The sequence below is a fragment of the Acuticoccus sp. genome (assembly GCF_965213555.1).
Lineage (GTDB): Bacteria > Pseudomonadota > Alphaproteobacteria > Rhizobiales > Amorphaceae > Acuticoccus.
In genome coordinates this window covers 311,588-336,538 of record NZ_OZ243890.1, presented here as the reverse complement: position 1 = coordinate 336,538, position 24,951 = coordinate 311,588, and the positions used below count along the sequence as shown (strand labels likewise).

At 70.2% G+C, this 24,951-nt stretch carries 22 protein-coding genes, 1 tRNA gene and 2 pseudogenes; 15 read left to right on the top strand and 10 right to left on the bottom strand.

Features of this window, described 5'->3' with window-relative positions:
• The first annotated feature begins 111 nt into the window (after positions 1-111).
• The 3 genes from ACOOE8_RS01825 to ACOOE8_RS01815 are packed head-to-tail and all read left to right on the top strand — an operon-like array spanning position 112 to position 4,572.
• Positions 112-774, top strand: a complete 663-nt coding sequence (locus ACOOE8_RS01825; RefSeq protein WP_420393196.1) for an HdaA/DnaA family protein — start codon at positions 112-114, stop codon at positions 772-774.
• 29 nt (positions 775-803) lie between these two features.
• Positions 804-3,020, top strand: a complete 2,217-nt coding sequence (locus ACOOE8_RS01820) for an RNA degradosome polyphosphate kinase (RefSeq protein WP_420393195.1) — start codon at positions 804-806, stop codon at positions 3,018-3,020.
• Positions 3,021-3,048: 28 nt separating this feature from the next.
• Positions 3,049-4,572: a Ppx/GppA family phosphatase gene (locus tag ACOOE8_RS01815; RefSeq protein WP_420393194.1), complete on the top strand. Its 1,524-nt coding sequence runs from the start codon at positions 3,049-3,051 to the stop codon at positions 4,570-4,572.
• Between the two features lie 34 nt (positions 4,573-4,606).
• Here ACOOE8_RS01815 and ACOOE8_RS01810 read toward each other — a convergent pair.
• Positions 4,607-4,690: transfer RNA gene (locus ACOOE8_RS01810), tRNA-Leu, on the bottom strand.
• 85 nt (positions 4,691-4,775) lie between these two features.
• Here ACOOE8_RS01810 and ACOOE8_RS01805 point away from each other — a divergent pair.
• Genes ACOOE8_RS01805 through ACOOE8_RS01785 form a run of 5 tightly spaced genes read left to right on the top strand, consistent with a single transcriptional unit; the run spans position 4,776 to position 9,578 of the window.
• Entirely contained in the window at positions 4,776-5,789 is a 1,014-nt protein-coding gene (locus ACOOE8_RS01805; protein WP_420393193.1) for a cyclase family protein, read from the top strand.
• Between the two features lie 10 nt (positions 5,790-5,799).
• Positions 5,800-6,819 carry a cyclase family protein gene (locus tag ACOOE8_RS01800; RefSeq protein WP_420393192.1) on the top strand — a complete coding sequence of 340 codons (1,020 nt, stop codon included), beginning with the start codon at positions 5,800-5,802 and terminating at the stop codon, positions 6,817-6,819.
• 57 nt (positions 6,820-6,876) lie between these two features.
• Positions 6,877-7,854, top strand: a complete 978-nt coding sequence (locus ACOOE8_RS01795; protein ID WP_420393191.1) for a TRAP transporter substrate-binding protein — start codon at positions 6,877-6,879, stop codon at positions 7,852-7,854.
• A gap of 9 nt (positions 7,855-7,863) precedes the next feature.
• Positions 7,864-8,322: a TRAP transporter small permease gene (locus ACOOE8_RS01790; protein ID WP_420393190.1), complete on the top strand. Its 459-nt coding sequence runs from the start codon at positions 7,864-7,866 to the stop codon at positions 8,320-8,322.
• A complete protein-coding gene (locus tag ACOOE8_RS01785; RefSeq protein WP_420393189.1) occupies positions 8,319-9,578 on the top strand; it encodes a TRAP transporter large permease in 1,260 nt (419 codons plus the stop codon). Before ACOOE8_RS01790 ends, ACOOE8_RS01785 begins: the two co-directional genes overlap by 4 nt.
• Before the next feature lie 25 nt (positions 9,579-9,603).
• Here the strand turns inward: ACOOE8_RS01785 and ACOOE8_RS01780 are convergent, their stop codons facing one another.
• Genes ACOOE8_RS01780 through ACOOE8_RS01760 form a run of 5 tightly spaced genes read right to left on the bottom strand, consistent with a single transcriptional unit; the run spans position 9,604 to position 14,458 of the window.
• Positions 9,604-10,434, bottom strand: a complete 831-nt coding sequence (locus ACOOE8_RS01780; protein ID WP_420393188.1) for an amidohydrolase family protein — start codon at positions 10,432-10,434, stop codon at positions 9,604-9,606.
• Between the two features lie 50 nt (positions 10,435-10,484).
• On the bottom strand, positions 10,485-11,555 hold the full coding sequence (locus tag ACOOE8_RS01775; protein ID WP_420393187.1) for an isocitrate/isopropylmalate dehydrogenase family protein: 1,071 nt from the start codon (positions 11,553-11,555) through the stop codon (positions 10,485-10,487).
• Between the two features lie 29 nt (positions 11,556-11,584).
• Positions 11,585-12,880, bottom strand: coding sequence for a TRAP transporter large permease (locus tag ACOOE8_RS01770; RefSeq protein ID WP_420393186.1), 1,296 nt, complete (start codon positions 12,878-12,880; stop codon positions 11,585-11,587).
• On the bottom strand, positions 12,877-13,464 hold the full coding sequence (locus ACOOE8_RS01765; RefSeq protein ID WP_420393185.1) for a TRAP transporter small permease: 588 nt from the start codon (positions 13,462-13,464) through the stop codon (positions 12,877-12,879). The genes ACOOE8_RS01770 and ACOOE8_RS01765 overlap by 4 nt, the downstream gene beginning before the upstream one ends.
• A 7-nt stretch (positions 13,465-13,471) precedes the next feature.
• Positions 13,472-14,458 carry a TRAP transporter substrate-binding protein gene (locus ACOOE8_RS01760; protein WP_420393184.1) on the bottom strand — a complete coding sequence of 329 codons (987 nt, stop codon included), beginning with the start codon at positions 14,456-14,458 and terminating at the stop codon, positions 13,472-13,474.
• Between the two features lie 146 nt (positions 14,459-14,604).
• Here ACOOE8_RS01760 and ACOOE8_RS01755 point away from each other — a divergent pair, with 146 nt between their 5' ends.
• Both ACOOE8_RS01755 and ACOOE8_RS01750 read left to right on the top strand, forming a co-directional pair.
• Positions 14,605-15,330 carry a GntR family transcriptional regulator gene (locus tag ACOOE8_RS01755; RefSeq protein ID WP_420393183.1) on the top strand — a complete coding sequence of 242 codons (726 nt, stop codon included), beginning with the start codon at positions 14,605-14,607 and terminating at the stop codon, positions 15,328-15,330.
• Positions 15,323-16,002: pseudogene (locus ACOOE8_RS01750) on the top strand (aspartate/glutamate racemase family protein). Before ACOOE8_RS01755 ends, ACOOE8_RS01750 begins: the two are co-directional and overlap by 8 nt.
• Before the next feature lie 108 nt (positions 16,003-16,110).
• Here ACOOE8_RS01750 and ACOOE8_RS01745 read toward each other — a convergent pair.
• Positions 16,111-16,767 (bottom strand): haloacid dehalogenase type II, encoded by a 657-nt coding sequence (locus tag ACOOE8_RS01745; protein WP_420393182.1) that lies wholly within the window; start codon positions 16,765-16,767, stop codon positions 16,111-16,113.
• A gap of 141 nt (positions 16,768-16,908) precedes the next feature.
• Here ACOOE8_RS01745 and ACOOE8_RS01740 point away from each other — a divergent pair, with 141 nt between their 5' ends.
• Positions 16,909-17,763, top strand: coding sequence for a branched-chain amino acid aminotransferase (locus ACOOE8_RS01740; RefSeq protein ID WP_420393181.1), 855 nt, complete (start codon positions 16,909-16,911; stop codon positions 17,761-17,763).
• A 104-nt stretch (positions 17,764-17,867) separates the two neighbouring features.
• Complete coding sequence (locus ACOOE8_RS01735; RefSeq protein WP_420393180.1) at positions 17,868-18,467, top strand: superoxide dismutase; 600 nt, start codon at positions 17,868-17,870, stop codon at positions 18,465-18,467.
• 43 nt (positions 18,468-18,510) lie between these two features.
• Here the strand turns inward: ACOOE8_RS01735 and ACOOE8_RS01730 are convergent, their stop codons facing one another.
• From ACOOE8_RS01730 to msrB, 3 genes and pseudogenes are all read right to left on the bottom strand, one after another.
• Positions 18,511-18,804, bottom strand: coding sequence for a hypothetical protein (locus tag ACOOE8_RS01730; protein ID WP_420393179.1), 294 nt, complete (start codon positions 18,802-18,804; stop codon positions 18,511-18,513).
• 114 nt (positions 18,805-18,918) lie between these two features.
• On the bottom strand, positions 18,919-21,045 hold the full coding sequence (locus ACOOE8_RS01725; protein WP_420393178.1) for a S9 family peptidase: 2,127 nt from the start codon (positions 21,043-21,045) through the stop codon (positions 18,919-18,921).
• Positions 21,042-21,459, bottom strand: a pseudogene (msrB, locus tag ACOOE8_RS01720) (peptide-methionine (R)-S-oxide reductase MsrB). The gene ACOOE8_RS01725 and the pseudogene msrB overlap by 4 nt, the downstream one beginning before the upstream one ends.
• Before the next feature lie 143 nt (positions 21,460-21,602).
• Between msrB and ACOOE8_RS01715 the strand changes: the two are divergent.
• The 3 genes from ACOOE8_RS01715 to ACOOE8_RS01705 are packed head-to-tail and all read left to right on the top strand — an operon-like array spanning position 21,603 to position 24,873.
• Positions 21,603-23,978 carry a putative monovalent cation/H+ antiporter subunit A gene (locus tag ACOOE8_RS01715; RefSeq protein WP_420394596.1) on the top strand — a complete coding sequence of 792 codons (2,376 nt, stop codon included), beginning with the start codon at positions 21,603-21,605 and terminating at the stop codon, positions 23,976-23,978.
• Positions 23,975-24,388, top strand: coding sequence for a Na(+)/H(+) antiporter subunit B (locus ACOOE8_RS01710; RefSeq protein WP_420393177.1), 414 nt, complete (start codon positions 23,975-23,977; stop codon positions 24,386-24,388). The genes ACOOE8_RS01715 and ACOOE8_RS01710 overlap by 4 nt, the downstream gene beginning before the upstream one ends.
• The gene (locus ACOOE8_RS01705) at positions 24,388-24,873 is read left to right on the top strand and encodes an NADH-quinone oxidoreductase subunit K (RefSeq protein WP_420393176.1); all 486 of its coding nucleotides are present in this window, start codon (positions 24,388-24,390) and stop codon (positions 24,871-24,873) included. Before ACOOE8_RS01710 ends, ACOOE8_RS01705 begins: the two co-directional genes overlap by 1 nt.
• Positions 24,874-24,951 lie beyond the last annotated feature (78 nt).

The window sequence follows — 24,951 nt, the reverse complement described above, 5'->3', positions numbered from 1 at the left end:
ACAGGGAAGTCCCCTGCACCGTGTTGAAAGCGGTGGCGGACGGGCACGATCGATGGCGGCGCCCGCGTCCAGCGCTAGCCTGTCGACACCACCAAACGCGGATCGCCGCCGATGCGCCAGCTCGCCCTCGACCTCGGTCCACCGGACGCGCTCCACGACACGGTCGTGTCGTCCTCGAACGAGGCGGCCTACGCCGCGGTGGCCGCGTGGCCGCGCTGGCCCGATCCCGTGCTCCTCGTGCGCGGGCCGCACGGCTCGGGCAAGTCACATCTCGCGGGCGCCTTCGCGCAACGGCTCGGCGCACGCCTCGTCGGAGGCGCGCAGCTTGACGCGGTGGACCCGCTCGACCTCGCCCGGGGCATGGTGGTGGTGGACGACGCCGACCGGGCGCAGGAGAGGGCGCTCTTTCACCTCATCAACGCGGTGCGGACCTGCGGCACCACGCTTCTCCTGACGGCGGGCTCGCGGGGCGGCGAGCGCCTCGCGGACCTCGCGTCGCGGCTGCGCGCGGTCCCCGAGGCGGTGCTCCTCCCTCCGGACGACGCGCTCCTGCGCAAGGTGATGGTGATGGCATTCCAGGCCCGTCAGCTCCCCGTCGACCCGGGCGTCATCAGCTTCCTTCTCGCCCGGGTGGAGCGCACGCTCCATGCGGTGGTTGCGATGGTCGACGCGATCGACCGGCAGGGCCTCGCCGAGCGTCGCGGGCCGACGCGGCCGCTCGCGGCGCGCGTGCTGCGCAGCGCCGGTTCACCGGACGCCGACAGTGTGCCATAGCGGCCCCGGAGACGCACGGGGAGGCGGGCATGGCGATGGCGGACGTGCGAGAGCTGCCGGCGGAGGATGGCCAACGCACCGCCTCGCCGAAGCACTGCGTCTCCGGTCCAGGCCATTCCGTCGACGAGGCCCTGCGCGACGGTCCGGATCGCTTCACCAACCGCGAGCTGTCCTGGCTCGGCTTCAACGAGCGGGTTCTCGAGGAGGCGGCGAACACGAGCCATCCGCTGTTGGAGCGGCTGCGCTTCCTGTCGATCTCGGCCAACAACCTGGACGAGTTCCTGATGGTGCGCGTCGCAGGCCTCCTCGCGCAGCAGCGTGCCGGCGTCGACGCCCGCAGCGATGACGGGCTCACGCCGGCCGGCCAGCTCGCCAAGATCAACGAGCGGGTGGCGAGCCTGCAGCGCGAGCAGCAGAGCCAGTTCGCGGGGCTGCGCCACGAGCTTGCCAGGGAGGGCATCGAGATCGTCGCGCCCGACGCGCTCACCGAGCGCGAGCGCGACGACCTCGAGCAGACGTTCCTCACGCACGTCTTTCCGGTGCTGACGCCGCTCGCGATCGACCCCGCGCACCCGTTCCCGTTCATCCCGAACCTCAACCTGTCCCTCGCGCTGCAACTCAAGGCCCCCGAGGGGGAGAGTCGCGTCGCGCTCGTGCGCATCCCGGCGCAGGTGGAGCGCTTCATCAGGCTCGACCCCGCGGGCAAGGGCGAGCGCTTCATCATGCTGGCCAACGTCATCAGGCTGCACCTCCACCGCCTTTTCCCGTCCCATGAGATCCTCGCCACCGGCTCGTTCAGGGTGATCCGCGACAGCGACCTCGAGATCGAGGAGGAGGCGGAGGACCTCGTTCGCACGTTCGAGAGCGCGTTGAAGCGGCGCCGGCGAGGCTCAGTCATCCGCCTGGAGATCGAGGCGTCGATGCCCGAGGCGCTGCGCGAGTTCGTGGCGAGCCGGCTCGGTGTCGACGCCAGCGGGCAGATGATCGTCGACGGCACGCTGGCGCTGAAGGACCTCACGCAGCTCGTGGCGCTCGACCGGCCGGAGCTGAAGTTCGAGCCCTACACGCCGCGCTTCCCCGAGCGCGTGCGCGACGCCGGCGGCGACATCTTCGCGGCGATCCAGGCGAAGGACCTCGTCATCCACCACCCCTACGAATCGTTCGATGTCGTCGTGCAGTTCGTGGCGCAGGCGGCGGCGGATCCCGACGTCGTCGCCATCAAACAGACGCTCTACCGCACGAGCGCCGACTCCCCCATCGTCGCCGCGCTGATCGCCGCCGCCGAGGCCGGCAAGTCCGTCACCGCGCTCATCGAGATCAAGGCGCGGTTCGACGAGGAGGCCAACATCCGCTGGGCCCGCGACCTCGAGCGCGCCGGCGTGCAGGTCGTCTTCGGCTTCCTGGAGCTGAAGACCCACGCCAAGCTGTCGATGGTCGTCCGGCGCGCGGGCGGCAAGCTCGTCACCTACACGCACATCGGGACGGGCAACTACCACCCGGTCACGGCGAAGATCTACACCGACCTCTCCTTCTTCACCGCGGACCCGGTCATCGGCCAGGACGCGGCGCGCGTGTTCAACTTCGTCACCGGGTATGCCGAGCCGGCGGAGCTGTCGCGCCTCGCGGTCTCGCCCATCACGCTGAGGAAGCGCATCCTCGACCACATCGACGCCGAGATCGCGCACGCGCGGGCGGGCCGTCCCGGTGCGATCTGGATCAAGATGAACTCCCTCGTCGACCCGAAGCTCATCGACGCGCTCTACGACGCGTCCGCCGCCGGCGTAGAGGTCGACCTCGTGGTGCGCGGCATCTGTTGCCTGCGGCCAGAGGTCCCCGGCCTCTCCGAGAACGTGAGGGCGAAGTCGATCGTGGGGCGATTTCTCGAACACTCTCGCATCTTTTGCTTCGGCAACGGTTCGGCGCTGCCGTCGCGCGATGCGGTGGTTTACATCGGGTCGGCAGACCTGATGCCTCGCAACCTCGACCGACGCGTCGAGACGCTGGCTCCCGTCGACAACGACACGGTGCACCAGCAGATCCTCGGCCAGATCATGGTCGCTTCCATGCGCGACAACGAGCAGAGCTGGCGCATCCTGCCCTGCGGCGGCCACGAGCGCGTCTCGGTGGCTCCCGGCGACGACCCGGTCAACGCTCACAGGTACTTCATGACCAACCCGTCGCTGTCCGGCCGGGGCCGCGCACGCGAGCTGCAACAGCCGAGCGCATTTGCGCCATACATGGGCTGACGCGGGCGTCCGCGCGGAGGGCAAGCCGATGACCGAGATGCCCGAGGCGCGATCGCTGCCGCGCGGGACGCGCATGGGGGAGGGGATCGCCGTCATCGACGTCGGCTCGAACTCCGTGCGTCTCGTGATCTACGAGCGGGCGTCGCGCGCCCCCACGGTGATGTTCAACGAGAAGGTGCTGGCCGCACTCGGTGAGGGGCTCGCCGAGAACGGCCGCCTCGGCGAGGAGGCGATGGGGCGTGCGCTCTTCGCAGTCCGGCGCTTCATGGCGCTAGTCCAGGCGGCGGAGGTGGCGCAGGTGACGATCCTCGCGACCGCCGCAGCCCGCGTTGCAACGAACGGCAACGACTTCATCGGCGAGCTGGAGGCGATCTCGCAGCTGAAGGTGCGCGTCCTCACAGGGCCGCAGGAGGCGCAGATGGCGGCGGCGGGCGTCCTGTGCGGCTTCTGGCGGCCGGACGGGATCGTCGGCGACCTGGGCGGCGGCTCGCTGGAGCTCATCGACGTGTCGGACGCGGGGCTCGGCACGGGCGAGAGCCGTCCCCTTGGGACGCTGCGGCTGCGCGGCGACGCGAAGGGCTCGGTGAGCCGCGGCGCGGGTCTGGCCCGGAATGCGCTGGAGGGATCGGAGGCGTTGCAGCGGCTCGCTGGCCGCGCGTTCTACGCCGTCGGCGGGACGTGGCGCTCCATCGTCAAGCTGCACATGGCGGTGACGGACTACCCGATCTCCATCATGCATCAGTACGCGGTGCCGGGACCGCAGATGATGGACTTCTGCGACGAGGTCCTGCGCGTCGGGCTCGACACCATGGACAAGGGCGGCGTGGTCGCCAAGGGCAGACGCGCTCTGGTGCCCTGGGGCGCGGTTGTCCTGCGCACGCTCATCGACCTCGGCCGTCCCGCCACGGTGGTCGCCTCGGGCCTCGGGGTGCGCGAGGGGACGATCTACGACGGGCTCGACGAGGCGGAGCGGCGGCGCGACCCGTTGACCCTCGCCGCGGAGGAGCTCGCGGTCCTACGCAATCGCTCGCCGCGCCACTCGGCCGAGCTGATCGCCTTCACCCGCGCCGGGCTCGACGCGCTGGGGCTCGCCGAGGACGGGGAGGAGGAGCGGCTGAGGCACGCGGCCTGCCTCCTGTCGGACATCTCCTGGCGCGCACACCCGGACTACCGTGCCGATCAGGCCCTCGCGATCGTCTCCAACGTCGCGCTCTACGGCGTCGACCACGCCGGTCGCGGCTTCCTCGCGAAGGTGCTCAACGACCGCTACGGCGGCACCGAGGATCCTGTCCTCAAGCCCGGTGCGGAGGCGCTGTGCTCCGAGGCGATGGGCGAGCGCGCGCGCCTCGTCGCCGCGATGCTGCGCCTCGGCTACGTCCTCGCCCCGGGCATCGCGAACGTGTTGCCCAAGGTGCAGCTCATGAGCGATGCCGCCACGCTCGTCCTCGAGCTGCCCGACGAGCTCGCCACGTTCGACGGCGAGCGGCCCCAGCGCCGAGTGCGCCAGCTCGCCAAGCTCACCGGACGGGAGGGCGTGATCCGCATCGCCTGATCCTCGCCCCCGAGGCGCCATGGGCGACGCAGGATGGTACGGGCGGCGGGACTTGAACCCGCACGGCTTGCGCCTCCGGATTTTAAGTCCGGTATGTCTACCATTCCATCACGCCCGCGCGGCCTGCTCTTCGAGCATCCGCGCAACTGGTTTGCCATCCCTGCGACTGATCTGCCAACTTGCGGCGGGGGGACGCTCGATCGATGCCACAACGATGGACCAACAGGCCGCCTGGCTCAAACTGGGGCGACTTCGGCCTTGATGACGAAATCGGCCGGCTCAACCTCCTCACGCCCGAGCGCGTAAGGCGCGCGGCCGAGGAGGTCCGCGAGGGCGTCCGCTTCTGCCTCAGCCTGCCGCTCGACCTGCCGGGCGGCATGGTGCTGAACAATCGGCGTCACCCTCCCCAGCTCATCCCCATCCAGCGCGAGGGCCGCACCTCGTTCAACCTGCCGCTCGAGGAGATCGACCCCGGACGCACCGACGTCGTGTCGGACGAGGCGTTCACCTTGCACAGTCAGTACTCGACGCAGTGGGACAGCCTCGCCCACATCGGCTCGATGTTCGACGCGGACGGGGACGGCACGCCGGAGCGCGTGTTCTACAACGGCTGGCGTATCGTCGGTGAGGACGGCCGGGGGCGCCAGGGCGAAGTCGGCGCACTCGCCCTCGGCATCGAGACCGTCGCGGCGGCCTGCGTGCAGGGCCGCGGCGTGATGGTCGACCTCCATGCCCACTTCGGCGAGGCGCGCGAGGCGGTGGGGCACGACAGTCTGATGGGCATCCTCGAGGCGGACGGCGTCGCCGTCGAGGAGGGGGACATCCTGTGCCTCCACACCGGCCTTTGCGAGGCGCTCCTGGCGAGCGCCGGCCGCCCCGACCCCGAGCTGCGCACGCGCTATCCGGTGCTCGACGGCACGGATGCTCGGCTCCTCCAGTGGATCACGGACAGCGGGGTGGCTGCCATCGCCTCCGACGCGCTTGCGGTCGAGGCGTCCTCGCAGCTCGCCTCATCGGCGAGGGGCGCCGGGCCGGTCCTGCCGCTCCACGAGCACTGCCTGTTCAAGCTCGGCGTGCCGCTGGGCGAGCTATGGTACCTGACGGAGCTCGCGGCCTGGCTGAAGGAGCATGGCCGGTTTCGCTTCTTCCTGACCGCACCGCCGCTGCGCCTGCCGGGCGCTGCAGGCTCGCCCGTCACCCCGATCGCGACGGTCTGAGGGAGCCATCATGCCCGAGCGCTGGCAGAACCGACCGGACGGCTCCAACTGGGGCGACTTCGGTCCCGACGATCAGGTGGGACGGCTGAACCTCTTGACCGCTGAGCAGGTCCTGAAGGGCGTCGCCGAGGTGCGCACCGGCCGCACCTTCTGCCTCAGCCTGCCGCTGGACTACCCGGGTGGCAACGCGGTCAACCCGAAGCGTCATCCGCCCCAGCTCCGCCCGACGCTGCACGAGGGCCGCGTGCCGTACTACAACATGGCCTGGGCCGAGCACACGCCAGGCCTCACGGACGTGTCCGCCGATGACGCCGTCGTCCTGCACACCCAGTACTCCACCCAGTGGGACAGCCTCGCCCACGTCGGCTCGATGTTCGACGCCGACGGCGACGGGACGCCCGAGCGGGTGTACTACAACGGCTGGCGCGCGGGCTCCGACATCCCCGACCCGGACGCCGAGGGCCGCGTCGGCGCCCACGCGCTCGGCATCGACACGATCGCCGCTACCTGCGTGCAGGGGCGCGGCGTCCTCGTCGACCTCCATGCCCACCACGGCGACGCGCGCGTGGCGGTGGACCGCGCGGAGCTTGGGCGCATCCTCGAGGCGGACGGCGTGGTGGTGGAGCCCGGCGACATCCTGGTCCTGCATACGGGCTGGTCGCAGCTGGTGCTCGACATGGGCAAGCGGCCGGATGCTTCGATCCTGCACACGTCCTGCCCGGTGCTCGACAGCCGCGACCCGACGCTCCTCGAGTGGGTGGCCGACAGCGGCGTCGTCGCCATCGCCGCCGACAACTTCGCGGTGGAGGAGGCGCACAAGCCGCTCCCCCCAGGCGCCGCGGGGTCGCGGCTGCCGCTGCATGAGCTCTGCCTCTTCAAGCTCGGCATCCCGCTCGGCGAGCTGTGGTACCTCACCGAGCTCGCAGCCTACCTGCGCGCCGAGGGACGCAGCCGCTTCCTGTTGACCGCGCCGCCGCTGCGCCTCACCGGCGCCGTCGGCTCGCCGGTGACGCCGGTCGCCACGGTATAGTCCAGCCAACGGTGTGCGGCACCGGCGTGCCGCACGCCCAACACGACGGAGGAAACCATGCTTCGCTCACTTCTGACGACCCTCGGCGCGCTGGCGCTCGCGGCAGGGGCCGCCCACGCGGCGCCGCGCGAGGTCAAGCTCGGCCACCACGTGGAGACCAACACGCCGCTGCACCAGCAGGCCGTGCTCTTCAAGGAGGAGATCGAGCGGCGCCTGCCCGGCGAGTTCGAGATCGTGATCTACCCAGGCGGGCAGCTCGGCAAAGAGGCGGCGCAGATCGACGCCGTCCGCCTCGGCGTGCAGGACATGTCGGTGATCGCATCCGGCGCGATGAAGCTCGACACCAAGGTCGGCGTGTTCGACCTGCCGTGGCTGTTCGAGAGCCGCGAGCACGTGCGCCGTGCGCTGGAGGGTCCGCTCGGTGAGGCGGTCGAGACGCGGCTCGAGGAAAGCGCCGGCTTCGAGGTGCTCGGCACCTACGAGAACGGCTTCCGGCACGTCATCAACAAGGTCCGTCCGATCGCCCAGCCGAGCGACCTCGAGGGGCTGAAGATCCGCATCACCGGCGGCAAGCTGCGCCAGGACGTGTTCGCCAAGATGGGCGGCAACCCCGCGCCGGTCGCCTGGACCGAGGTGTTCAGCGCGATGCAGACCGGCGTCGTCGACGGCGCGGAGGCGGCGATCTACGGGTTCAACTCCGCCAAGCTCTACGAGGTTGCCGACAAGCTGAGCCTCACCAAGCACGTCTACTCCCCGTCGTTCCTGATCGCCTCCAACACGTTCATGGACAGCCTGACGGACGAGCAGCGCACCGCGTTCCAAGAGGCCGCCGAGGCCATCACCGACCCGGCTTACGAGCAGGCCACCGAGCTTGAGAACTCTGCGCTGGAGGCGATGAAGGGCGAGGGGGTCGAGGTCAACGAGGTGGACTTCGAGGCCTTCCAAGAGGTCACTCGGCCGGTCTACCAGGACTACATCGACGCCGAGGGCGGCGAGTTCATCGACCTCATCGACGCGGCCGGCCAGTCGTCCTGAGCTGCGACGATGCTGCGCGTCGTTGATGCGGTCGTGGCGGCGGTCACGGCGGCCCTCGTGGCCGCCACCGTCGTCATCACCTGCACCGCGGTGGTCTTCCGCTACCTCCTCGACAGCGCGCTGCCGTGGCCCGAGGAGATCGCAAGCTACCTCCTCGTCTGGATCAGCTTCTTCGGCGCCTACCTCGCGCTGCGCCGTGAGGGGCACATCAGCTTCGACATGCTCCTCGACGCGCTGCCCCGCGCGGTGACGCTCGGCATTCGGGTGGCCATCGACCTCGTCCTCATTGGCTTCTTCGGCATCATCCTCGTCCTGTCGGTGCGCATGATCTCCGTCGTCGGCTGGACGGAGATCGAGACGGCGGCGATCCCCCAGGGTGTCTTCATGGCGGTCCTGCCCATCGCGTCCGCCCTCCTCGTCGTGGCGCTCGTCGCCGACCTCGTCGGCCGGCTGGGGGGAGGGCGGTGAGCGGCTCGATCCTCTCCCTCCTCCTCGTCCTCATCCTGATCGGCTTTCCCATCGGCTTCTCGCTGATGGTGATGGCGGGCGTCTCCATGTGGGTCGCAGGCATCGACCTGATGACGCTGCCAATCCAGCTGTTCCGTGGGACGGCGAACTTCGTCATCCTCGCGGTGCCGCTGTTCATCCTCATGGGCGAGCTCATGAGTGCGACGACGATCGCCCAGCGCCTCATCGACCTCGCCGCGGCCCTGGTCGGCTGGCTGCGCGGCGGGCTCGCCCACGCCAACGTCGTGACGTCGATGTTCATGGCGGAGATGAGCGGCTCGGCGGTGGCGGACGCCGCCGCCATGAGCAAGATCTTCGTGCCGGGGATGGAGCGCGCCGGCTACCCGCGGACCTACGCCGCGGCGGTCACCTCGGCGACGGCGACGCTCGGCATCATCATCCCGCCCTCGATCCCGATGGTGCTCTACGGCGTCACCACGAACACCTCGATCCGCGACCTCTTCATCGCCGGTTTGGTGCCGGGGCTCCTCCTCGGCGCGGCGTTCATGGTGACGTGCTACATCTTCGCCGTGCGGGAGGGCCATCCCGTCGACGAGCGCTTCGAGGTGCGCCGCCTCGGCGTCGCCTTGCGCCGGGCGTTCGTCCCCCTCCTCATCCCCGTCCTCGTGATCGGCGGGCTGATCGGCGGCGTGTTCACGCCGACCGAGGCGGCCGGGGTGGGCGTCGCGCTCGCGCTCCTCTTCGGGCTCGTCCTGTCGCGCGAGCTCACCGCGCGCCGGCTCTACGACATCCTCGTGCTGACCGCGCGCCAGTCCGCCGTCGTCATGATGCTCGTCGCGGGGTCGGCCGCGCTCAGCCTGTTCCTGGCGAGCCAGCGCATCCCGCAGGCGATCGCGGAGCTGCTGCAGGGCTTCGGTGAGCAGCCGCTCCTCGCGATCCTCCTCATCAACCTTTTCCTGCTCGGCGTCGGCATGTTCCTCCAGGCCGCCGCGGCGATCATCGTCGTCGTGCCCATCCTCCTGCCGTTGGCGCTTCAGATCGGCCTCGACCCGGTGCACTTCGGCATCATCGTGTGCCTCAACCTTGGCATCGGCCAGCAGACGCCGCCGGTGGCGACCGTCATGCTGACGGTGTGCTCGGTGACCGGCCTGCGCATCCAGGACGTGCTGCACTACGGCAAGTGGCTGCTCCTCGCGATGTTCGTCGTCCTGATGATCGTCTCCTACGTGCCGCAGACGGCGATCTGGTTCCGCTGATCGTCCGGATCGGTCCGGCGAAGCCCTAAACGGTGGGCCGGTCCTGTTCGCCGTAGATCCCTCGTGGCACCTCGCGCGTCGCCAGCGCGATGGTGTCCGCGTCGGCGCCGGCGAACACCAAGTCGTAGAGCCGGCCCGCGTCCTCCTCGCGGAACGGCACCGGGCGCAGCCGATCCGGCGGCGCCGCCGCCCGGGTGTGCGGCCAGTCCGACGCCCACAGGCAGCGATCCGGCACCCGCTCGAGGAGGGTGCGGGCGAGCAGGGTCGCTGCGGCGGCATCCTCGTACCGGTAGGGTGCGGAAAGCTTCACGAACACTGGCTCGGACCTCAGAAGCACGGTCAGCTCCCCAGCGTCCGCCGGCCGGGCGTAGGCGAGGTGGTCGAGGACGACCGGGCCGCCCGTTGCCGCGGCGATGCCTGCGACCAATCCGAACGCCTCGGCCGTTGCATGGAGCTCCACGTGCCACCGGTACGCCCGGGCGAGCGCTGCTGCCTCTCGCGTCCGATCCGTGAAGTCCGATCCCGGGCCGTCCAGCAGGTGGAGGCGCAGGGCGCGGACGCCGGCAGCCGCGAGCCGCTCCAGCTCGCGGTCCGGCGGCGGTCGGGTCGGGTCGAAGCAGGCGACGCCTGCGCACCGGCCGCCGAACGCCTCCAACGCATCTGCGAGGCAGCGGTGGTCGTCGCCGTAGGGCGTCGGCTGCACGAGGACGGCGTGGCCGATGCCCATGCGGTCGAGCATGGCCTCGAGGTCGGAGCGCGAGGCGGCGCCGGGCGTGTAGCGCCGCTGGGCAGACAGCGCGTACCGTTCGTGTGGGCCGAAGACGTGGACGTGGCAGTCCCACGCCCCCTCCGGCACGGCAAGACGGGGCGGCGAGGGGATCGCCGCGCGGTGCGATGCGTCGGCGTTCAGGTCGGCGCCTTGCCCAGCGCCGCCGCGACGGCCTCGCCGAACGCGGCGCAGCCGAGCGACCCGCCGAGGTCGGCCGTGCGCCGCGCCGGGTCGGCGAGGCAGTCCTCCACCGCGGCCTCCACCGCGCGGCCCGCCGCGCCGAACGCCGGCTTGCCGCGCGTGTCGTCGAACCACAGGAGCATCATCGCCGCCGACAGGATGAGCGAGGTGGGATTTGCGCGGTCCTGCCCGGCGATGTCCGGTGCCGAGCCGTGCTGCGCCTGGGCCGCGCAGCGCTCCTCGTTGGCGTTGATCGAGCCGGCGATCCCCAGCCCGCCCGACAGCTCCGAGGCGAGGTCGGAGAGGATGTCGCAGTAGAAGTTCGTCGAGCAGATCACGTCGAAGCGGCTCGCATCACGCACCAAAAGCGCCGCGGTGGCGTCGACGATCAGCTCCTCATAATCGACGTCCGGGTACTGCGCGGCGACGGCGCGGACGGCCTCCAGGAACAGCCCGTCGGTCTGGATGAAGTTGTTGGCCTTGTGCACGGCCGCCACCTTGCGGCGCCGCTTCATGGCGAGGTCGAACGAGGCCCTGGCGATGCGCGTGCACGCCTGCCGCGAGATCTTGCGCATGGAGATCGCGATGTCGGGCGTCGGCATCACCTCGGCGTGGCCGCGGAACATGTTGCGGTCGGGGTACATGCCCTCGGTGCACTCGCGCATGATGACGAGGTCCATGGGGCCGCCCTTGTTGGGCACACCGGGGCGGGACTTGGCCGGCCGCACGTTGGCGAAGAGGTCGAGCTTGCCGCGCACCGCCGCGGAGACGTTGACCCCGCCCTTGTCGCGGTCCGGGTAGTCCATGTGGCTGATCGGCCCCAGCAGGATGCCGTCGGCGGCCCGCGCGCGCTCCAGCACCGCGTCCGGGAACGTGGTGCCCGTCGCCTCGAGCGCCTTGAAGCCGATGTCGTGCGCCTCGAACGTCAGGCCGAGCCCGAAGCGCGCGTCCGCGGCCCGCAGCACGCCGAGCGTCGCGGCAGTGATCTCCTCGCCGATCCCGTCGCCGGGCAAGACAACGATGTCCATGGGGTCGCACTCCAGAGAGGGTCCATCCGTCACAGGACGAGGTCGGGCAGGCCGGTCACGAGGAACGGGAACAGGATGAGGAGGACGATCACCGCGACCGTCAGCCCGAGGTAGGGGACGACGACGCGCGCCAGCGCCTGGAAGGAAAGCTCGGTCACCCGGGTCAGCGCATAGAGCACCATGCCGACGGGGGGCGTCAGGAGCCCGAGGGTCAACGTCAACGTCATGACGACGCCGAAGTGGATGAGGTCGAGGTCGAACGCGGTGGCGATGGGCATCAGGATCGGCGTCAGGATGAGGATCGCCGGGGTCTGCGCCATGAAGCAGCCGACGACGAGCCACAGCACCATCATGAGGAGCATCAGCACCGTGCCGTCCTGCGTGAGGCTCGCCAGGAAGTCGGCGAGCGCCACCGGGACCTGCGCGCGGATCATCACCACGCCGAACGCCGACGTGAAGACGATGATGAGCATGATGACGGCGGTGTCGATCATGGTACCGCGCAGCTCACGCACGAGCCCGGCAAGCCCGTAGGCGCGGTAGATCAGGAATCCGAGGAGGCAGGCGTAGAGCGCTGCCACCGCAGCTGCCTCGGTGGGCGTGAAGATGCCGAGCCAGATGCCGCCCATGATGATGAACGGGGTCAAGATCGGCAGGATGGCGAGGCGGAAGGCCGGGGCGAGCTCGGAGAGCGTCGCGACGGGTCCCTTCGGCATCCCCTCCTTGCGCGCCCGGTAGGCGACGTAGCCCATGTACGCGGCGGCGAGGAGGAATGCGGGCACCACCGCGGCGAAGAACATGCGCGCCACCGACACCTCCGCCTGGATGGCGTAGGCGACGAGGGCGATGGACGGTGGCAGGATCGGCCCGATGAGCGAGGACGCCGCGGTGATGCCGGCAGAGAAGCGCCGGTCGTAGCCCTCGGACAGCATCGCCTTCATCTCGATCTGCCCGAGGCCGACGGCGTCCGCGGTCGCCGAGCCGGACATCCCCGCGAACATCACCGAGGCAAGCACGTTGGCATGGCCGAGCCCGCCCCGCACCGGCCGCACGAGGAGGCTGACGAAGCCGAAGATGCGCTCGGTGATGCCGCCCTGGTTCATGAGGCGGCCGGCGAGGAGGAAGAACGGCACGGCGAGCAGCAGGAAGTTGTCCATCTTGTCGAGGGCGAGGCGCGCGATCATCGTCGCCGCCCGCGGGTCGAAGATGTCGCCGAAGAACACCCCCGCGCCGACGAACGCGGCGAGCCCGGCGGCGAAGCCCACCGGCATCCCGATGACGATGAGCGCGATGAGAAGGCCGATCAGCCCGACGTAGACGGTCACGCGTCCATGTCCTGGCCGGTCGCCAACGCCTCGCGATTGCCCCGCGCTCGGGCGACCGTGTCAAGGAGGACGTAGAGGAACAGGAGCGCGATCGCCGCGAGCTCCCAGTAGTAGAAGTAGGCGACGCGGAAGAACGGGATCGTGACGAGGTTGGAGCCCCAGTTGAGCTCCGCGAGCTGGAGCGCGCCGCGCGCCCAGAACGCCAGGAAGGCGAGGATGAACAGGTTGAAGGCGAGCCCGAGCCAGCGCTGCGCGCTCGCCGGCAGCTCGCCGAAGATGAAGTCGACGATGATGTGCTCGCGCTCGCGGTAGGCGAAGGCGATGGCCATCACCATCGACAGGACGAACAGGGTGCGCGCCGCCTCCTCGGTCCAGACGACGGAGATCTCGAGCACGTAGCGGAACAGGATCTGCGCCAGCGTGGCGCCGATCATCGCGATGAAGAGGACGAGGCACAGGGCGACGAGCGCGCGCTCCACCCACGTGTAGGGCGTGGTGCGGGGCGCGCCGCCCTGCGCCTCGGGCAGGTCGGCTCCCGGGGCGCGGGGTCCCTCGGCGCCGTGCTGGTCCCCGGCCGGGTGCATCGTCGACCTACTTGGCGGCGGCGATGTCGTCGAGCAGGCCGGGACGGCAGTTCTCGGCGGCGAACTCCTCCACGATGGGCTTGGCGATCTCGCGGAACGCTGCGACGTCAGGCTGGACGACGTTGACGCCCTCGGCCTTCATCTTCTCGAGCAGGGTGTCGGTGTCGCTACGCACCTTCTCGTTCAGCCAGGCGATCGCCTCGTCGAGCGTCTCGTCGAAGATCGCACGGTGCTCCTCCGACAGGCCCTCGTAGAAGTCCTGGTTGGCGGAGAACACGTAGTAGCTGATGACGTGGCCGGTGAGGTTCACCGACTCCTGCACCTCGTAGAACTTGTTGCCCCAGATCGTGGGGATGGGGTTCTCCTGCGCCTCGAAGACGCCCTGGCGCAGCGCGCCATACAGCTCCGAGACCGGCAACGGCCCCGGCAGCGCTCCGTACGCGCGGAAGATCTCGGTGCGCAGCGGGTTCGTGACGCGGATCTTCACGCCCTCGAGGTCGGCGGGCGTCTCCACCGGCTTGTTGGCGGTCAGGTGGCGCTCGCCGCGCAGCCCAACGCCGACGATGGTGATGCCGTACTCCTCCTCCAGCTTGTTCGACAGCTCCTCGCCGAGCGCGCCGGTCCAGACCCGATAGCCGTGGTCGGCGTCCTCGTAGACGAACTCGGCCTCCATGCACTGGTAGGGCTGCAGGAGGTTGTGAACCACGACGGGGCCCGCGACGTGCATCTGGATCTCGTTGGTCGCAAGCTGCTGCAGAAGCTGCTGATCGCCGCCGAGCGCGCCGCCGGGGACGAACGTCATCTGGATGTCGCCGTCTGAGCGCTCCTCCAGCGCCGCCTTCCAGCGCTCCACCGCCTGGGACGAGAAGTCCTGGATGCCGTTGGTGGACGCGAAGGTGAAGCGCACGGCCTGCGCGTCAGCCGCGAGCGGTGCGCCGACGAAGGCGGCGAGGGCGACGGCGCCGGCAAGGCGACGGCTGAACGGTTGTCGCATCGAGGGTCCTCCCATGCATACGTTTCTGTGCTTCTACGTATACAATCATCGCCGGTCGTAGGCTGTCAACACGCCGTTCAATCCTTGAAGTCGGCTTCTGCCCGCGGTAAATCGAATGAATGGTCGATGTAGTGGATGCGAAAGCGGTGAGTGCGGATCCGCACTCCAGGGGCATGGACACGGTGTCCCGCGGCGAGGCGGCCTACGCCGCGTTGCGCCAGCGCATCCTCACCGTCGACCTCGCGCCGGGGACGGTGCTGCCCGAGGCGCAGATCACGACGATGCTCAACATGAGCCGCACCCCCGTGCGGGAGGCCGTCGCCCGCCTCAGCTACGAGGGCTTGGTCGACGCGCTGCCGCGCCGCGGCATCCGCGTCACGCCAGTCACCGTGCGCGACGTGCGCGAGATCAACGAGGTGCTCGCCTGCCTCGAGGTCGAGGCGGTGGTCGGCGTCGCCTCGCGGGCGCTCCCGGCCGATGCGATGGCCGCACTCGACGCCGCGATCGCCGCCATGGACGCCGCGCTGCGCGACGGGGACAGGACCTCTTGGGCCACCGCCGACTTCGCCTTCCACAGCCTCTTGTTCGACCTGTCGCCGAACCGCCACCTGCGGCGCACGGCGCGGCTCTACCTCGAAAAGGCCCACCGCGCGCGCCTGCTCACGCTGCCGCTGCGGGCCGACCCGGTCTACTCGAACTCGAACCACGCCGCGGTGGTCGAGGCGGTTCGGCGCGGCGACCCCGAGACGGCGCAAGAGATCCACGGCGCGCACAAGCGCCGCTGGTCGCGTGAGCTCGACACGATCATCGAGCGCTTCCCGGACTTGTTCGGCGAGGCGCCCACGAAGGCTGGAGGACCACGACATCGCTGAGCGTCACCGCATCGTCCTCATCCACGCAGTCACCGTGGCGATCGCACCCATCCTGACCGCCTTCAGGGAAGGGTGGCCGGAGGCCGAGCCCGTCAGCCTGCTCGACGATTCGCTCAGTCCCGACCGCGCCGGGACGACGACCTCACCGAGGCGATGTCGTCGCGCATCGCCGCGCTCGGCGCGTACGCGGACTCGATCGGCGCGCACGGCGTGCTTTACACCTGCTCGGCCTTCGGGCCCGCCATCGAGGCGGTGGCAGCCGGGAGCGCGCGGCCGGTGCTGAAGCCCAACGAGGCGATGTTCTTGAAGGCGCTGTCCGCGGGCTCGCGGATCGGCATGCTTGCCACCTTCCCTCCGTCCGTCGCCAGCATGGAGGCTGAGTTCGCCGCCGAGGCCGCGCGCGCCGGTGCGGACGCCCAACTCATCACGATCCTCGTCCCCGGCGCCATCGACGCGCTGAAGGCGGGCGACGCGGCGACGCACAACCGCCTGCTCGCCGAGGCGGCGCCGCGCCTTGCGGACTGCGACGCGATCCTCCTGGCGCACTTCTCCACCTCGGTCGCCCGCGAGGCGGTGGAGGCGGCGGTCGACCGTCCCATCCTCACCGCGCCCGACAGCGCGGTCGCCGTCCTGCGCGAGCGCGTCCTAGGTCATAGCGGCGCCGGAGGCTGACCGCCTCGAGCATCCTGGGTCTCCTCAGACCCAGATAAGATGCTCTAGCTCCTTGATTAAGAGCGGTCTTTTTGGGGTTAGGTGGTTCCACCTAACCCCCAAACCGCTCTAGCGCGTCGGCAGGCCGGACAGGGACGACAGGATGACCGCCGGCGGCAGGTCGAGGTACTCGTCCGGCTCGCCCGTGCGGTTGATCCACACGGTGCGGAAGCCGATCGCGGTCGCGCCGGCGATGTCCCAGCGATTGGACGACTGGAACGATACCGCCTCGGGGAAGACGCGGAAGCGGGTCGTCACCATCTCGTAAACCGCCGGAAGCGGCTTGTAAGCGGCGAGGTCGTGCACCGAGAGCACCGCATCGAGGAGCGAGCCGATGCGCGCCGCCTCCACCGCACGCTCCAGCATGTCAGGGCTGCCGTTGGACAGGATTGCCGTCGACCGGCCGGCCGCCTTGAGCGCGGTCAGGACGTCGATCACCTCGGGGTAGGCGTCGAGGGCGCGGTACGCGTCGAGGAGCGCGGTTCGCGTCTCGCGCGGCGCCGACGGCACCTTGGCGAAGGCGGTGTCGAGCGCAGCCTCCGTCACCGCCCAGAAGTCGGCGTAGCGCCCTACGAGCGCACGGACCCAGGTGTACTCGAGCTGCTTCTGACGCCAGATCGACGACAGCGACTCGGCGTCGGGCCCCACCGCCGCGGCGTGCCTGCGGACGGCGGAGTGGACGTCGAACAGCGTGCCGTAGGCGTCGAAGACGTAGACCGCGTGCATCGCACCTCCGTGCGCAGCGCTATCGCACGAGGTGCGTCGGCGCCACCCCGCACCGATCGCCGCGCGCGCCGCGGCAGCCTCGCTTCGCCCCGTGCGCCTGGTCTAGGGTCCACCGCACCGATGCACGGGCGAGGGATCGACATGGCGGACTGGTCGCAGACGTGGACGTGGCTCGACGGCCGCTGGCAGCCCGGCAACGCCGCGATCATCGGACCGCGCACCCACGCCTTCTGGCTCGGCTCCTCCGTGTTCGACGGCGCCCGGGCCTTCGAGGGGGTAACGCCCGACCTCGATTTGCACCTCGAGCGCGTCAACGCGTCCGCCGAGGCGCTCGGCCTCGACGCCACAATGCGGGTCGGCGAGATGACGGAGCTCGTCACCGAAGGGCTGCAAAAGTTCACCTCAGGGACGCCGCTCTACATCAGACCGATGTACTGGGCCGAGGAGGGCGGTCCCGCCGCCGTCGCACCGCGCCGCGAATCGACGCGCTTCCTCATGTGCCTCTACGAGGCGCCGATGCCCGAGCCCAAGGGCGCCGCGATCACCGTCTCGCCGTTCCGCCGCCCCACCATCGAGACGATGCCGACCAACGCCAAGTCCGGCTGCCTCTACCCCAACAACGCGCGGGCCCTGACGCGGGCGCGCGACAAGGGCTTCGACAACGCCCTCGTCCTCGACATGCTGGGCAACGTCGCCGAGCTCGCGACCTCGAACGTCTTCATGGTGAAGGACGGCGTGGTGGCAACCCCGCGCGAGAACCGCACCTTCCTTGCCGGCATCACCCGCTCGCGCGTGATGGCGCTCCTCGAGGCCGCGGGCTACCGCGTCGCGGCGACGACGCTCTCTGTGGCCGACTTCCTTGATGCGGACGAGGCCTTCTCCACCGGCAACATGGGCAAGGTCCTGCCGATCGTGCGCATCGAGGGCCACGAGATGCAGCCCGGCCCCGTCTACAACGCCGCCCGCGAGCTTTACTGGCAGTACGCCCACGCCTGAGGGTTCCCCGCCGGCTGCGCGCCGCGTCATTGAAGCGCGGCAGGCCGGCGTTATCTGCGCGGTCTAGCCCGAGGGCCCAACGAGCCCACCAAAGGAGAGAAACGATGGCGTTCACGCTGCCCGACCTTCCGTACGCGCACGACGCGCTGGCCCCTCACATGTCCGCCGAGACGCTGGAGTTCCATCACGACAAGCACCATCAGGCGTACGTGACCAACGGCAGCAAGCTCCTGGAAGGCTCCGGGCTCGAGAACGAGCCCCTTGAGGAAATTGTTAAGAAGAGCCATGGGACCAACGCCGGGCTCTTCAACAACGCGGGCCAGCACTACAACCACATCCATTTCTGGAGGTGGATGACGCCGAACGGCGGCAAGTCCACCATGCCGTCGGAGGTCGCCTCAAGGATCGATTCCGACCTCGGCGGCTACGACAAGGCGCGCGAGGACTTCCTCGCCGCAGGAGCGGCGCAGTTCGGGTCGGGCTGGGCGTGGATCGCGGTGCGCAACGGCAAGCTCGAGATCATGAAGACACCGAACGGCGAGAACCCGCTGGTGCATGGTGCGACGCCGATCCTCGGTGTCGATGTGTGGGAGCACTCGTACTACATCGACTACCGCAACGCGCGGCCGAAGTACCTCGAGACGTGGTTCGACAACCTCGTCAACTGGGAGTACGTGGCCGAGCTGCACGGCGCCGCGGCCTAAGGTTAGGCTCCTCGCAAGGCGAGACGGCGCGGGCGGCGGCCGGTCAGCGCAGTCCGCAGCGCGCTAGGATGATCCGGCCGTTCATGCGGCCGCTGACAAGGTCCCCCCACCGATGGCACTGCGCCACGGTGGGGAAGCAGCCGACGAACGACACGCTGCGCGGCGAGTCGTTGCCGGGATAGCCGGCGACGCGTCCGATGTAGGCGAACTCCTGGAACTCCCGACAGTCAGGGGTGGCGCGCTTCACCTGCGCGACCCACGGGTTGAACACGTCCGTCGCCGCTGCCGGGGTGGCAGCCGCGCCGAGGACGGCGAGGACCAACGCGATCATCTTCATAGGTCTGCTCCCATGCCACGCTCGCGCCGCGAGCTCTCGCGAACCTTACGCCCACCGCACCGGCCGAGGGAGGCCGGGCGTGCCGACGTCCCCAGCCGCTGTACGGGATTCCCGTCAGCCGACCGCAGCCGACGTCGTCGCACCCACGGTGGCAAGCACGAAGGCCTGGACGAGCGCCACCTCCTCGAGCCGCTTGAACCGGCCGGAGGCGCCGCCGTGGCCCGCCTCCATGTTGGTGCGCATGAGGATCAACGGGTCGTTGGTGGCAGCATGCCGCAGCCGTGCGACCCACTTCGCAGGCTCCCAGTAGGTGACGCGAGGGTCCGACACCCCGGCGAGCACGAGCATCGCCGGGTAGGGCTGCTCGACGACGTTGTCCACCGGCGAGTAGCGCCGGAGGAGCTCGAACGCGTCGGCGTCGCGGATGGGGTCGCCCCACTCCGGCCACTCGGGCGGCGTCAGCGGCAGCGTGTCGTCGAGCATCGTGGCCAGCACGTCGACGAAGGGCACCTCCGCCACGATCGCGCCGAAGCGGTCCGCCGCGCGGTTGGCGACGACCCCCATCACCATCCCGCCCGCCGAGCCACCCTGCGCCGCCACTCCCCCTGGGCGCGCGTAGCCCTCGGCGATGAGGTGGTCCGCCACCGCCACGAAGTCGCTGAACGTGTTCTCCTTGTGCGTTCGACGGCCGCGGTCGTACCAGTCGAAGCCCTTGTCCATGCCGCCGCGCACGTGGGCGATCGCGTGGATGAACCCGCGGTCGACCAGCGACAGGGCGTTGGCGCTGAAGCCCGCCGGGATCGTGATGCCGTAGGCGCCGTAGCCGTAGAGCAGGCACGGTGCCGTGCCGTCCACGGGAGTGTCAGCGCGGTGGAGGAGACTGACGGGCACCGCCTCGCCGTCCTCAGCCTGCGCCGTCAGGCGGCGCGTCACGTACTGCGACGGGTCATGGCCGGAGGGGATGCGCTGACGCTTGCGCAGCCGTCGCTCGCGCGTCCCCATGTCGTAGTCCCAGACCTCGGTGGGCGTCGTCATCGACGAGTAGGTGAACCGCAGCGTCGTGGTCTGGAACTCCTCGCCCGACTGGATGGCGAGCGCGTAGGCCTCCTCGTCGAACGCGATCTGGTGCTCGTCCCCGTCGGCGAGGCGGCGGATGACGATGCGCGGCAGCGCGTTCTCGCGCTCCAGCCAGACGAGGTAGTCGGCGAACACGATCATGTCGACGACGAGGACGCCGGCGCGATGGGGGACGATGTCCTCCCAGCCCTCGCGGCCTGGAGCGTCCAGCGCGACGCGAACGATGCGGAAGTCGCGCGCCTCGCGGTTGGTGCGGATGAACAGCGCGTCGCCGTGGTGGGCGACGTCGTACTCCTCCTCGGCCACGCGCGGCGCCACGACGACGGGTCGCGCCAGCGGGTCGCGCGCGTCCACGAGGCGGACCTCCGAGGTCTGGTGGTCGTGGGTGTGGATGACGACGAAGCGGCCGGACAGCGTGCGGGAGACGGCGACGAAGAAGCCGGGGTCGGCCTCCTCGTAGACGGTTCGCGCGGGCTCGCCAGGGCGCAGCGCGAGCGCCCTGTGCGGGCGAAGGTTCCCGTCCTGCTCCACCGCGAACACGGTGAGCGCGTCGCCGGCGTAGGTCGCGCCCGCGGTGATGCGTTCGTGCAGCACGGTGTCCGTGCCGCTCGCGACGTCGCGCACCGCGAGGGTGTAGAGCTCGCCGCCGGTGCGGTCCGCGGTCCAGGCGAGGCGCGCATGGTCGGCGGAGTGGTCCGCGGCGCCAAGGCGGAAGTAGGCGTGTCCCTCTGCCTCGCGGTTGGCGTCGAGCAGCACGACCGCATCGGTCGGCGGCGCCTCCGGCTCGACGGCCTCCGCCACCTGGCGCGCCATGCGGACGAGCCGCGGGTGCTCCTCACCCTCGGCGTATGCGAGGCCATAGGCCACCGCGCCGTCCTCGACCGGCACGGACCAATCGTCCTCGGCGATGCGCCCCCTCAGCTCGGCGAGCAGCGTGGATTGCAGCTCCTTCAAGGGCGCGAGGACCGCCTCGGTGTAGGCGTTCTCGGCCCGCAGGTGGTCCGCGATGTCGGCGGGGAGGGCGGAGGGGTCGGACATCGCGGCGCGCCAGTCGTCGGCGCGCAGCCAAGCGTAGGGGTCCTCCAAGGCGACGCCGTGGTGCGTCGCCGTCACCGGCCGCCGAGCCGCGCGCGGCGGCTCAGCGGCGCGCTTGTCGAGCCTCATGCCTCGTCGGGACGGAAGTCGAGGGCGACGCCGTTCATGCAGTAGCGCTGCCCCGTCGGACGCGGCCCGTCGGGGAACACGTGGCCAAGGTGCGCGTCGCACCGCGCGCACCGCGTCTCGGTCCGCCGCATGAACAGCGAGCGGTCCTCATGCTCGTCGACCGCCTCCGCGCTTGCAGGCTGGGTGAAGCTCGGCCAGCCGGTGCCGGACTCGAACTTGGCCTCGGAGCGGAAGAGCGACCGCGCCGCAGCACACGCACGCGTAGGTCCCAGCGCGCTTCTCCGAGTTCAGCGGACTCGTGTGGGCCCGTTCGGTGCCGTGTCGACGCGTGACGCGGTACTGCTCGTCGGTCAGCTCAGCGCGCCATTCGGCATCGGATTTGCCGACTTTTCGAACGTCTTCCTGCGTGGACATACTTGTGCTCCATCTCGTTCGCCCTGCATATGCGCCGCTCGACATGATCTTGTAGTGGGCATCGGTCGCACGGGACGCGCGACCCCGCAGCCGGCTCGGAGCTCACGACCGACGGAGACCATTTGACCGTCCCTGCCGACCTCATGCTGTGGCTCGCGCTGGCGCCGTTCGTCGCCGCCCTCGCCGCACCCGCGCTCGTCGCAGCGCTCGGCGGCCGTGCGGGCTGGGTGCTCGCCATCGTCCCCGCCACGCTGTTCTGCCTGTTCGCCACGATGGTGCCCGAGGTCGCGAATGGGGCGGCGCTGACCGCTGGCGCCGACTGGGCACCGTCGCTGTCCATCCGCTACGCCATCCTCCTCGACGGGCTGTCGCTCACCTTCGCGCTGCTCGTCACCGGGATAGGGGCGCTCATCGTCGCCTACGCCGGCGGCTACCTCGCGGGCCATCCGCACCAGGGACGCTTCCTCGCCTTCCTGCTCCTCTTCATGGGCGCCATGCTCGGCCTCGTGATCGCCGACGACCTCGTCTCGCTCTTCGTGTTCTACGAGCTCACCTCGATCACCTCGTTCCTGCTCATCGGCTTCGACTATGGACGCGAGCCCGCCCGCCGCGCCGCCGTGCAGGCGCTCGTCGTCACCGGAGGGGGCGGGCTGGCGCTGCTCGCCGGCATCGTCCTCATCCGCCTCACGACCGGCGAGACCACGGTGTCCGGCCTGCTCGCCGCGCCCGACGTCCTGCGCGAGGGCGCGGCCTACACCGCCGTGTTCGTCCTCGTCTGCATCGGGGCGTTCACCAAGTCGGCGCAGGTGCCGTTCCACTCGTGGCTGCCCAACGCCATGGAGGCGCCGACGCCGGTGTCGGCCTACCTGCACTCGGCGACCATGGTGAAGGCGGGCGTCTTCGTCCTCATGCGCTTTGCGCCGGCGATGGACGACACGGCACTGTGGCACACCGTGCTGCCGCTGTTCGGAGGCGCGACGTTCCTCACCGGCGTCGTCCTCGGCCTTGCTCAGACGGACCTCAAGCAGATCCTGGCCTACACCACGGTCGCCTCCCTCGGCCTCCTGGTGATGCTGATCGGCGTCGGCTCCGAGCTCGCCATCACCGGCGCGGTCGCCTACCTGATCGCCCACGCGCTCTTCAAGGGCGGGCTCTTCATGGTTGCCGGGGCGGTGGACCACGAGGCCGGCACGCGCGACGTGCGCGAGCTCGGCGGGCTGGCCTCGAAGATGCCGCTCACCTTCCTCGCCGCGCTCCTCGGCTGCCTTTCGATGGCCGGACTGCCGCCCCTCTTTGGCTTCGTCGCGAAGGAGGTACTCTACGACGGGTTGTGGGAGGCGGGCGGGCTAGCGCCGGCCACCGTCGTCGCCGTCGTCGGCAACGCCATCATGTTCGCCATCGCCGGCGTCCTGCTGATGCCGTTCGTTGCCCGCGCCGGCACGATGCCCCAGCAACCCCACGAGGCCCCACCGTCACTGTGGCTGGGGCCGCTCGTCCTAGCCGGCCTCGCCCTCGCCGGCGCCCTGCTGCTCGACGACAGCGTCGCACTCTTCGTCGGGCCGATGACCAGCGCGGTGGTCGGTGGCGCCGTGGACCTCGACCTCCACCTGATCCCCTCCGGGCTCTATCCGCCGGTCGTCCTCACGTTCGTCACGATCGGTGCCGGCCTCCTCCTCCTCGCGCTCCATCGCACGCTGCGATCCGCCATCGTCGCAGCGCTGTCGGCCGCTGGCTGGGGACCCGACCGCGGCTTCGATCAGGTGATGGGGGTGATCTTGTCTGCGGCCCACCGGCTGACGCGGGTCATCCAGCCCGGCACCATGAGACGGTACATCTCCTTTACCTTCCTCGTGCTTGCCGTGGCGCTCCTCGCGCCCCTCGCGGTGGACGGCCTGCCACCGCTCACCGCCCCCGATGAGCTCGCCGAGCCGCACTACTTCGTGGTGCTCGCTTCGGCGGTCGCCGGCCTCTGGATCGTGATCGTCGCCCGGCGCCGCCTCGTCGCCATCGTGTCGCTCGGTGTCCAGGGGGTGATGGTGGCGCTCATCTTCATGCTCTACGGCGCGCCCGACCTGTCGTTCACCCAGTTCATGGTCGAGACGCTGTCGGTGGTCATCCTCGCCCTCGTGATGACGAGGCTTGACCTTGCCGCGGCCGACCACCGGCCTGCCGGCCACCAGGTCAAGGACGGCGTCATCGCGCTCTCCTGTGGGCTCGGCTTCGCGGTGATGCTCTACGGCGTCATCGGCCAGCCGTTCGACTCCCGCCTGTCGGACTTCCACCTGACGCACGCCTACGACATCGCCCACGGGCGCAACGTGGTGAACGTCATCCTCGTCGACTATCGCGCCCTCGACACCCTGGGTGAGATCGCGGTCGTGATGGCCGCAGGGCTTGCGATCCTCGCCCTCCTGCGCATGGGACCCCTCGCGCACGGCGCGTCCGCCCCGTGCTCCGGCAGCGCGGCGCCCGCGAGCCCGACCACGACCGACGACCTGCGGCGGAGGGAGGCGGCATGAACACCCTCATTATGCGCACCATCGCGCCCTACCTTGCTGCGCTGATGGTGCTGTTCTCGGTCTTCGTGCTCCTGCGCGGGCACAACGAGCCCGGCGGCGGCTTCATCGGCGGGCTCATCGCGGCCTCCGCGCTCGCGATCTACGGCATCGCGTCAGGGGTTGCGGCGGTGCGGCGGGCCATCGTCGTCCATCCCAACGCCCTCGCGGGCTTCGGCCTGCTCATCGCCTCGCTCGCCGGCCTCGCCGCCGTGTTCGCCGCACGGCCGGTGCTGACCGGACTGTGGTTCCTCCCCGTCGTCGGCGGCGTGGAGCTGCCGCTCTCCACCGTCCTTGTGTTCGACGTCGGGGTCTACTTCGTCGTGCTTGGCACGCTCGCGTCCATCGCGCTCGCGCTCGAGGAGGCTGAGTAGTGGAGCCGATCTTCTGCGTCGTCGTCGGGCTGTTCTACGCCGCCTCGATCTACCTCATGCTGTCGCCGCAGCTCGTTCGCATCCTCCTCGGCATCTCGATCTTCGGCAACGCGGTCAACCTCACGATCTTCACCGCCGGGCGGCTGACCGAGGCGGCCCCGCCGGTCCTTGCCGCACCTGGAGGCCAGGAGGTCGAAGCCTCGCACGCCGACGCCGTCACTGACCCGACGCCTGCCGTCGAGCCCATCGCGCCGATTGGACTGGCGCTCGACCCGCTGCCGGAGGCCGCCGCGGCGGGCGCGTTCGCCGCCACGGCAAACCCCTTGCCCCAGGCGCTGATCCTGACGGCGATCGTCATCGCGTTCTCGTTCTTCGCCTTCCTCCTCGTCCTCACGTTCCGCGCCTACCAGGCGCTGGGGACCGACGCCATCGACGCCATGCGCGTCGCCGAGCCGGAGGCGGCGCGCCCGCCCGCGGGCTACTGAAGGTGCGCAACCTACGGGTCCTCCTGTCCCTCGGCGCGGCGCTGGCGGCCGGCCCGGTGCTGGCGGCGGCACCGGCCG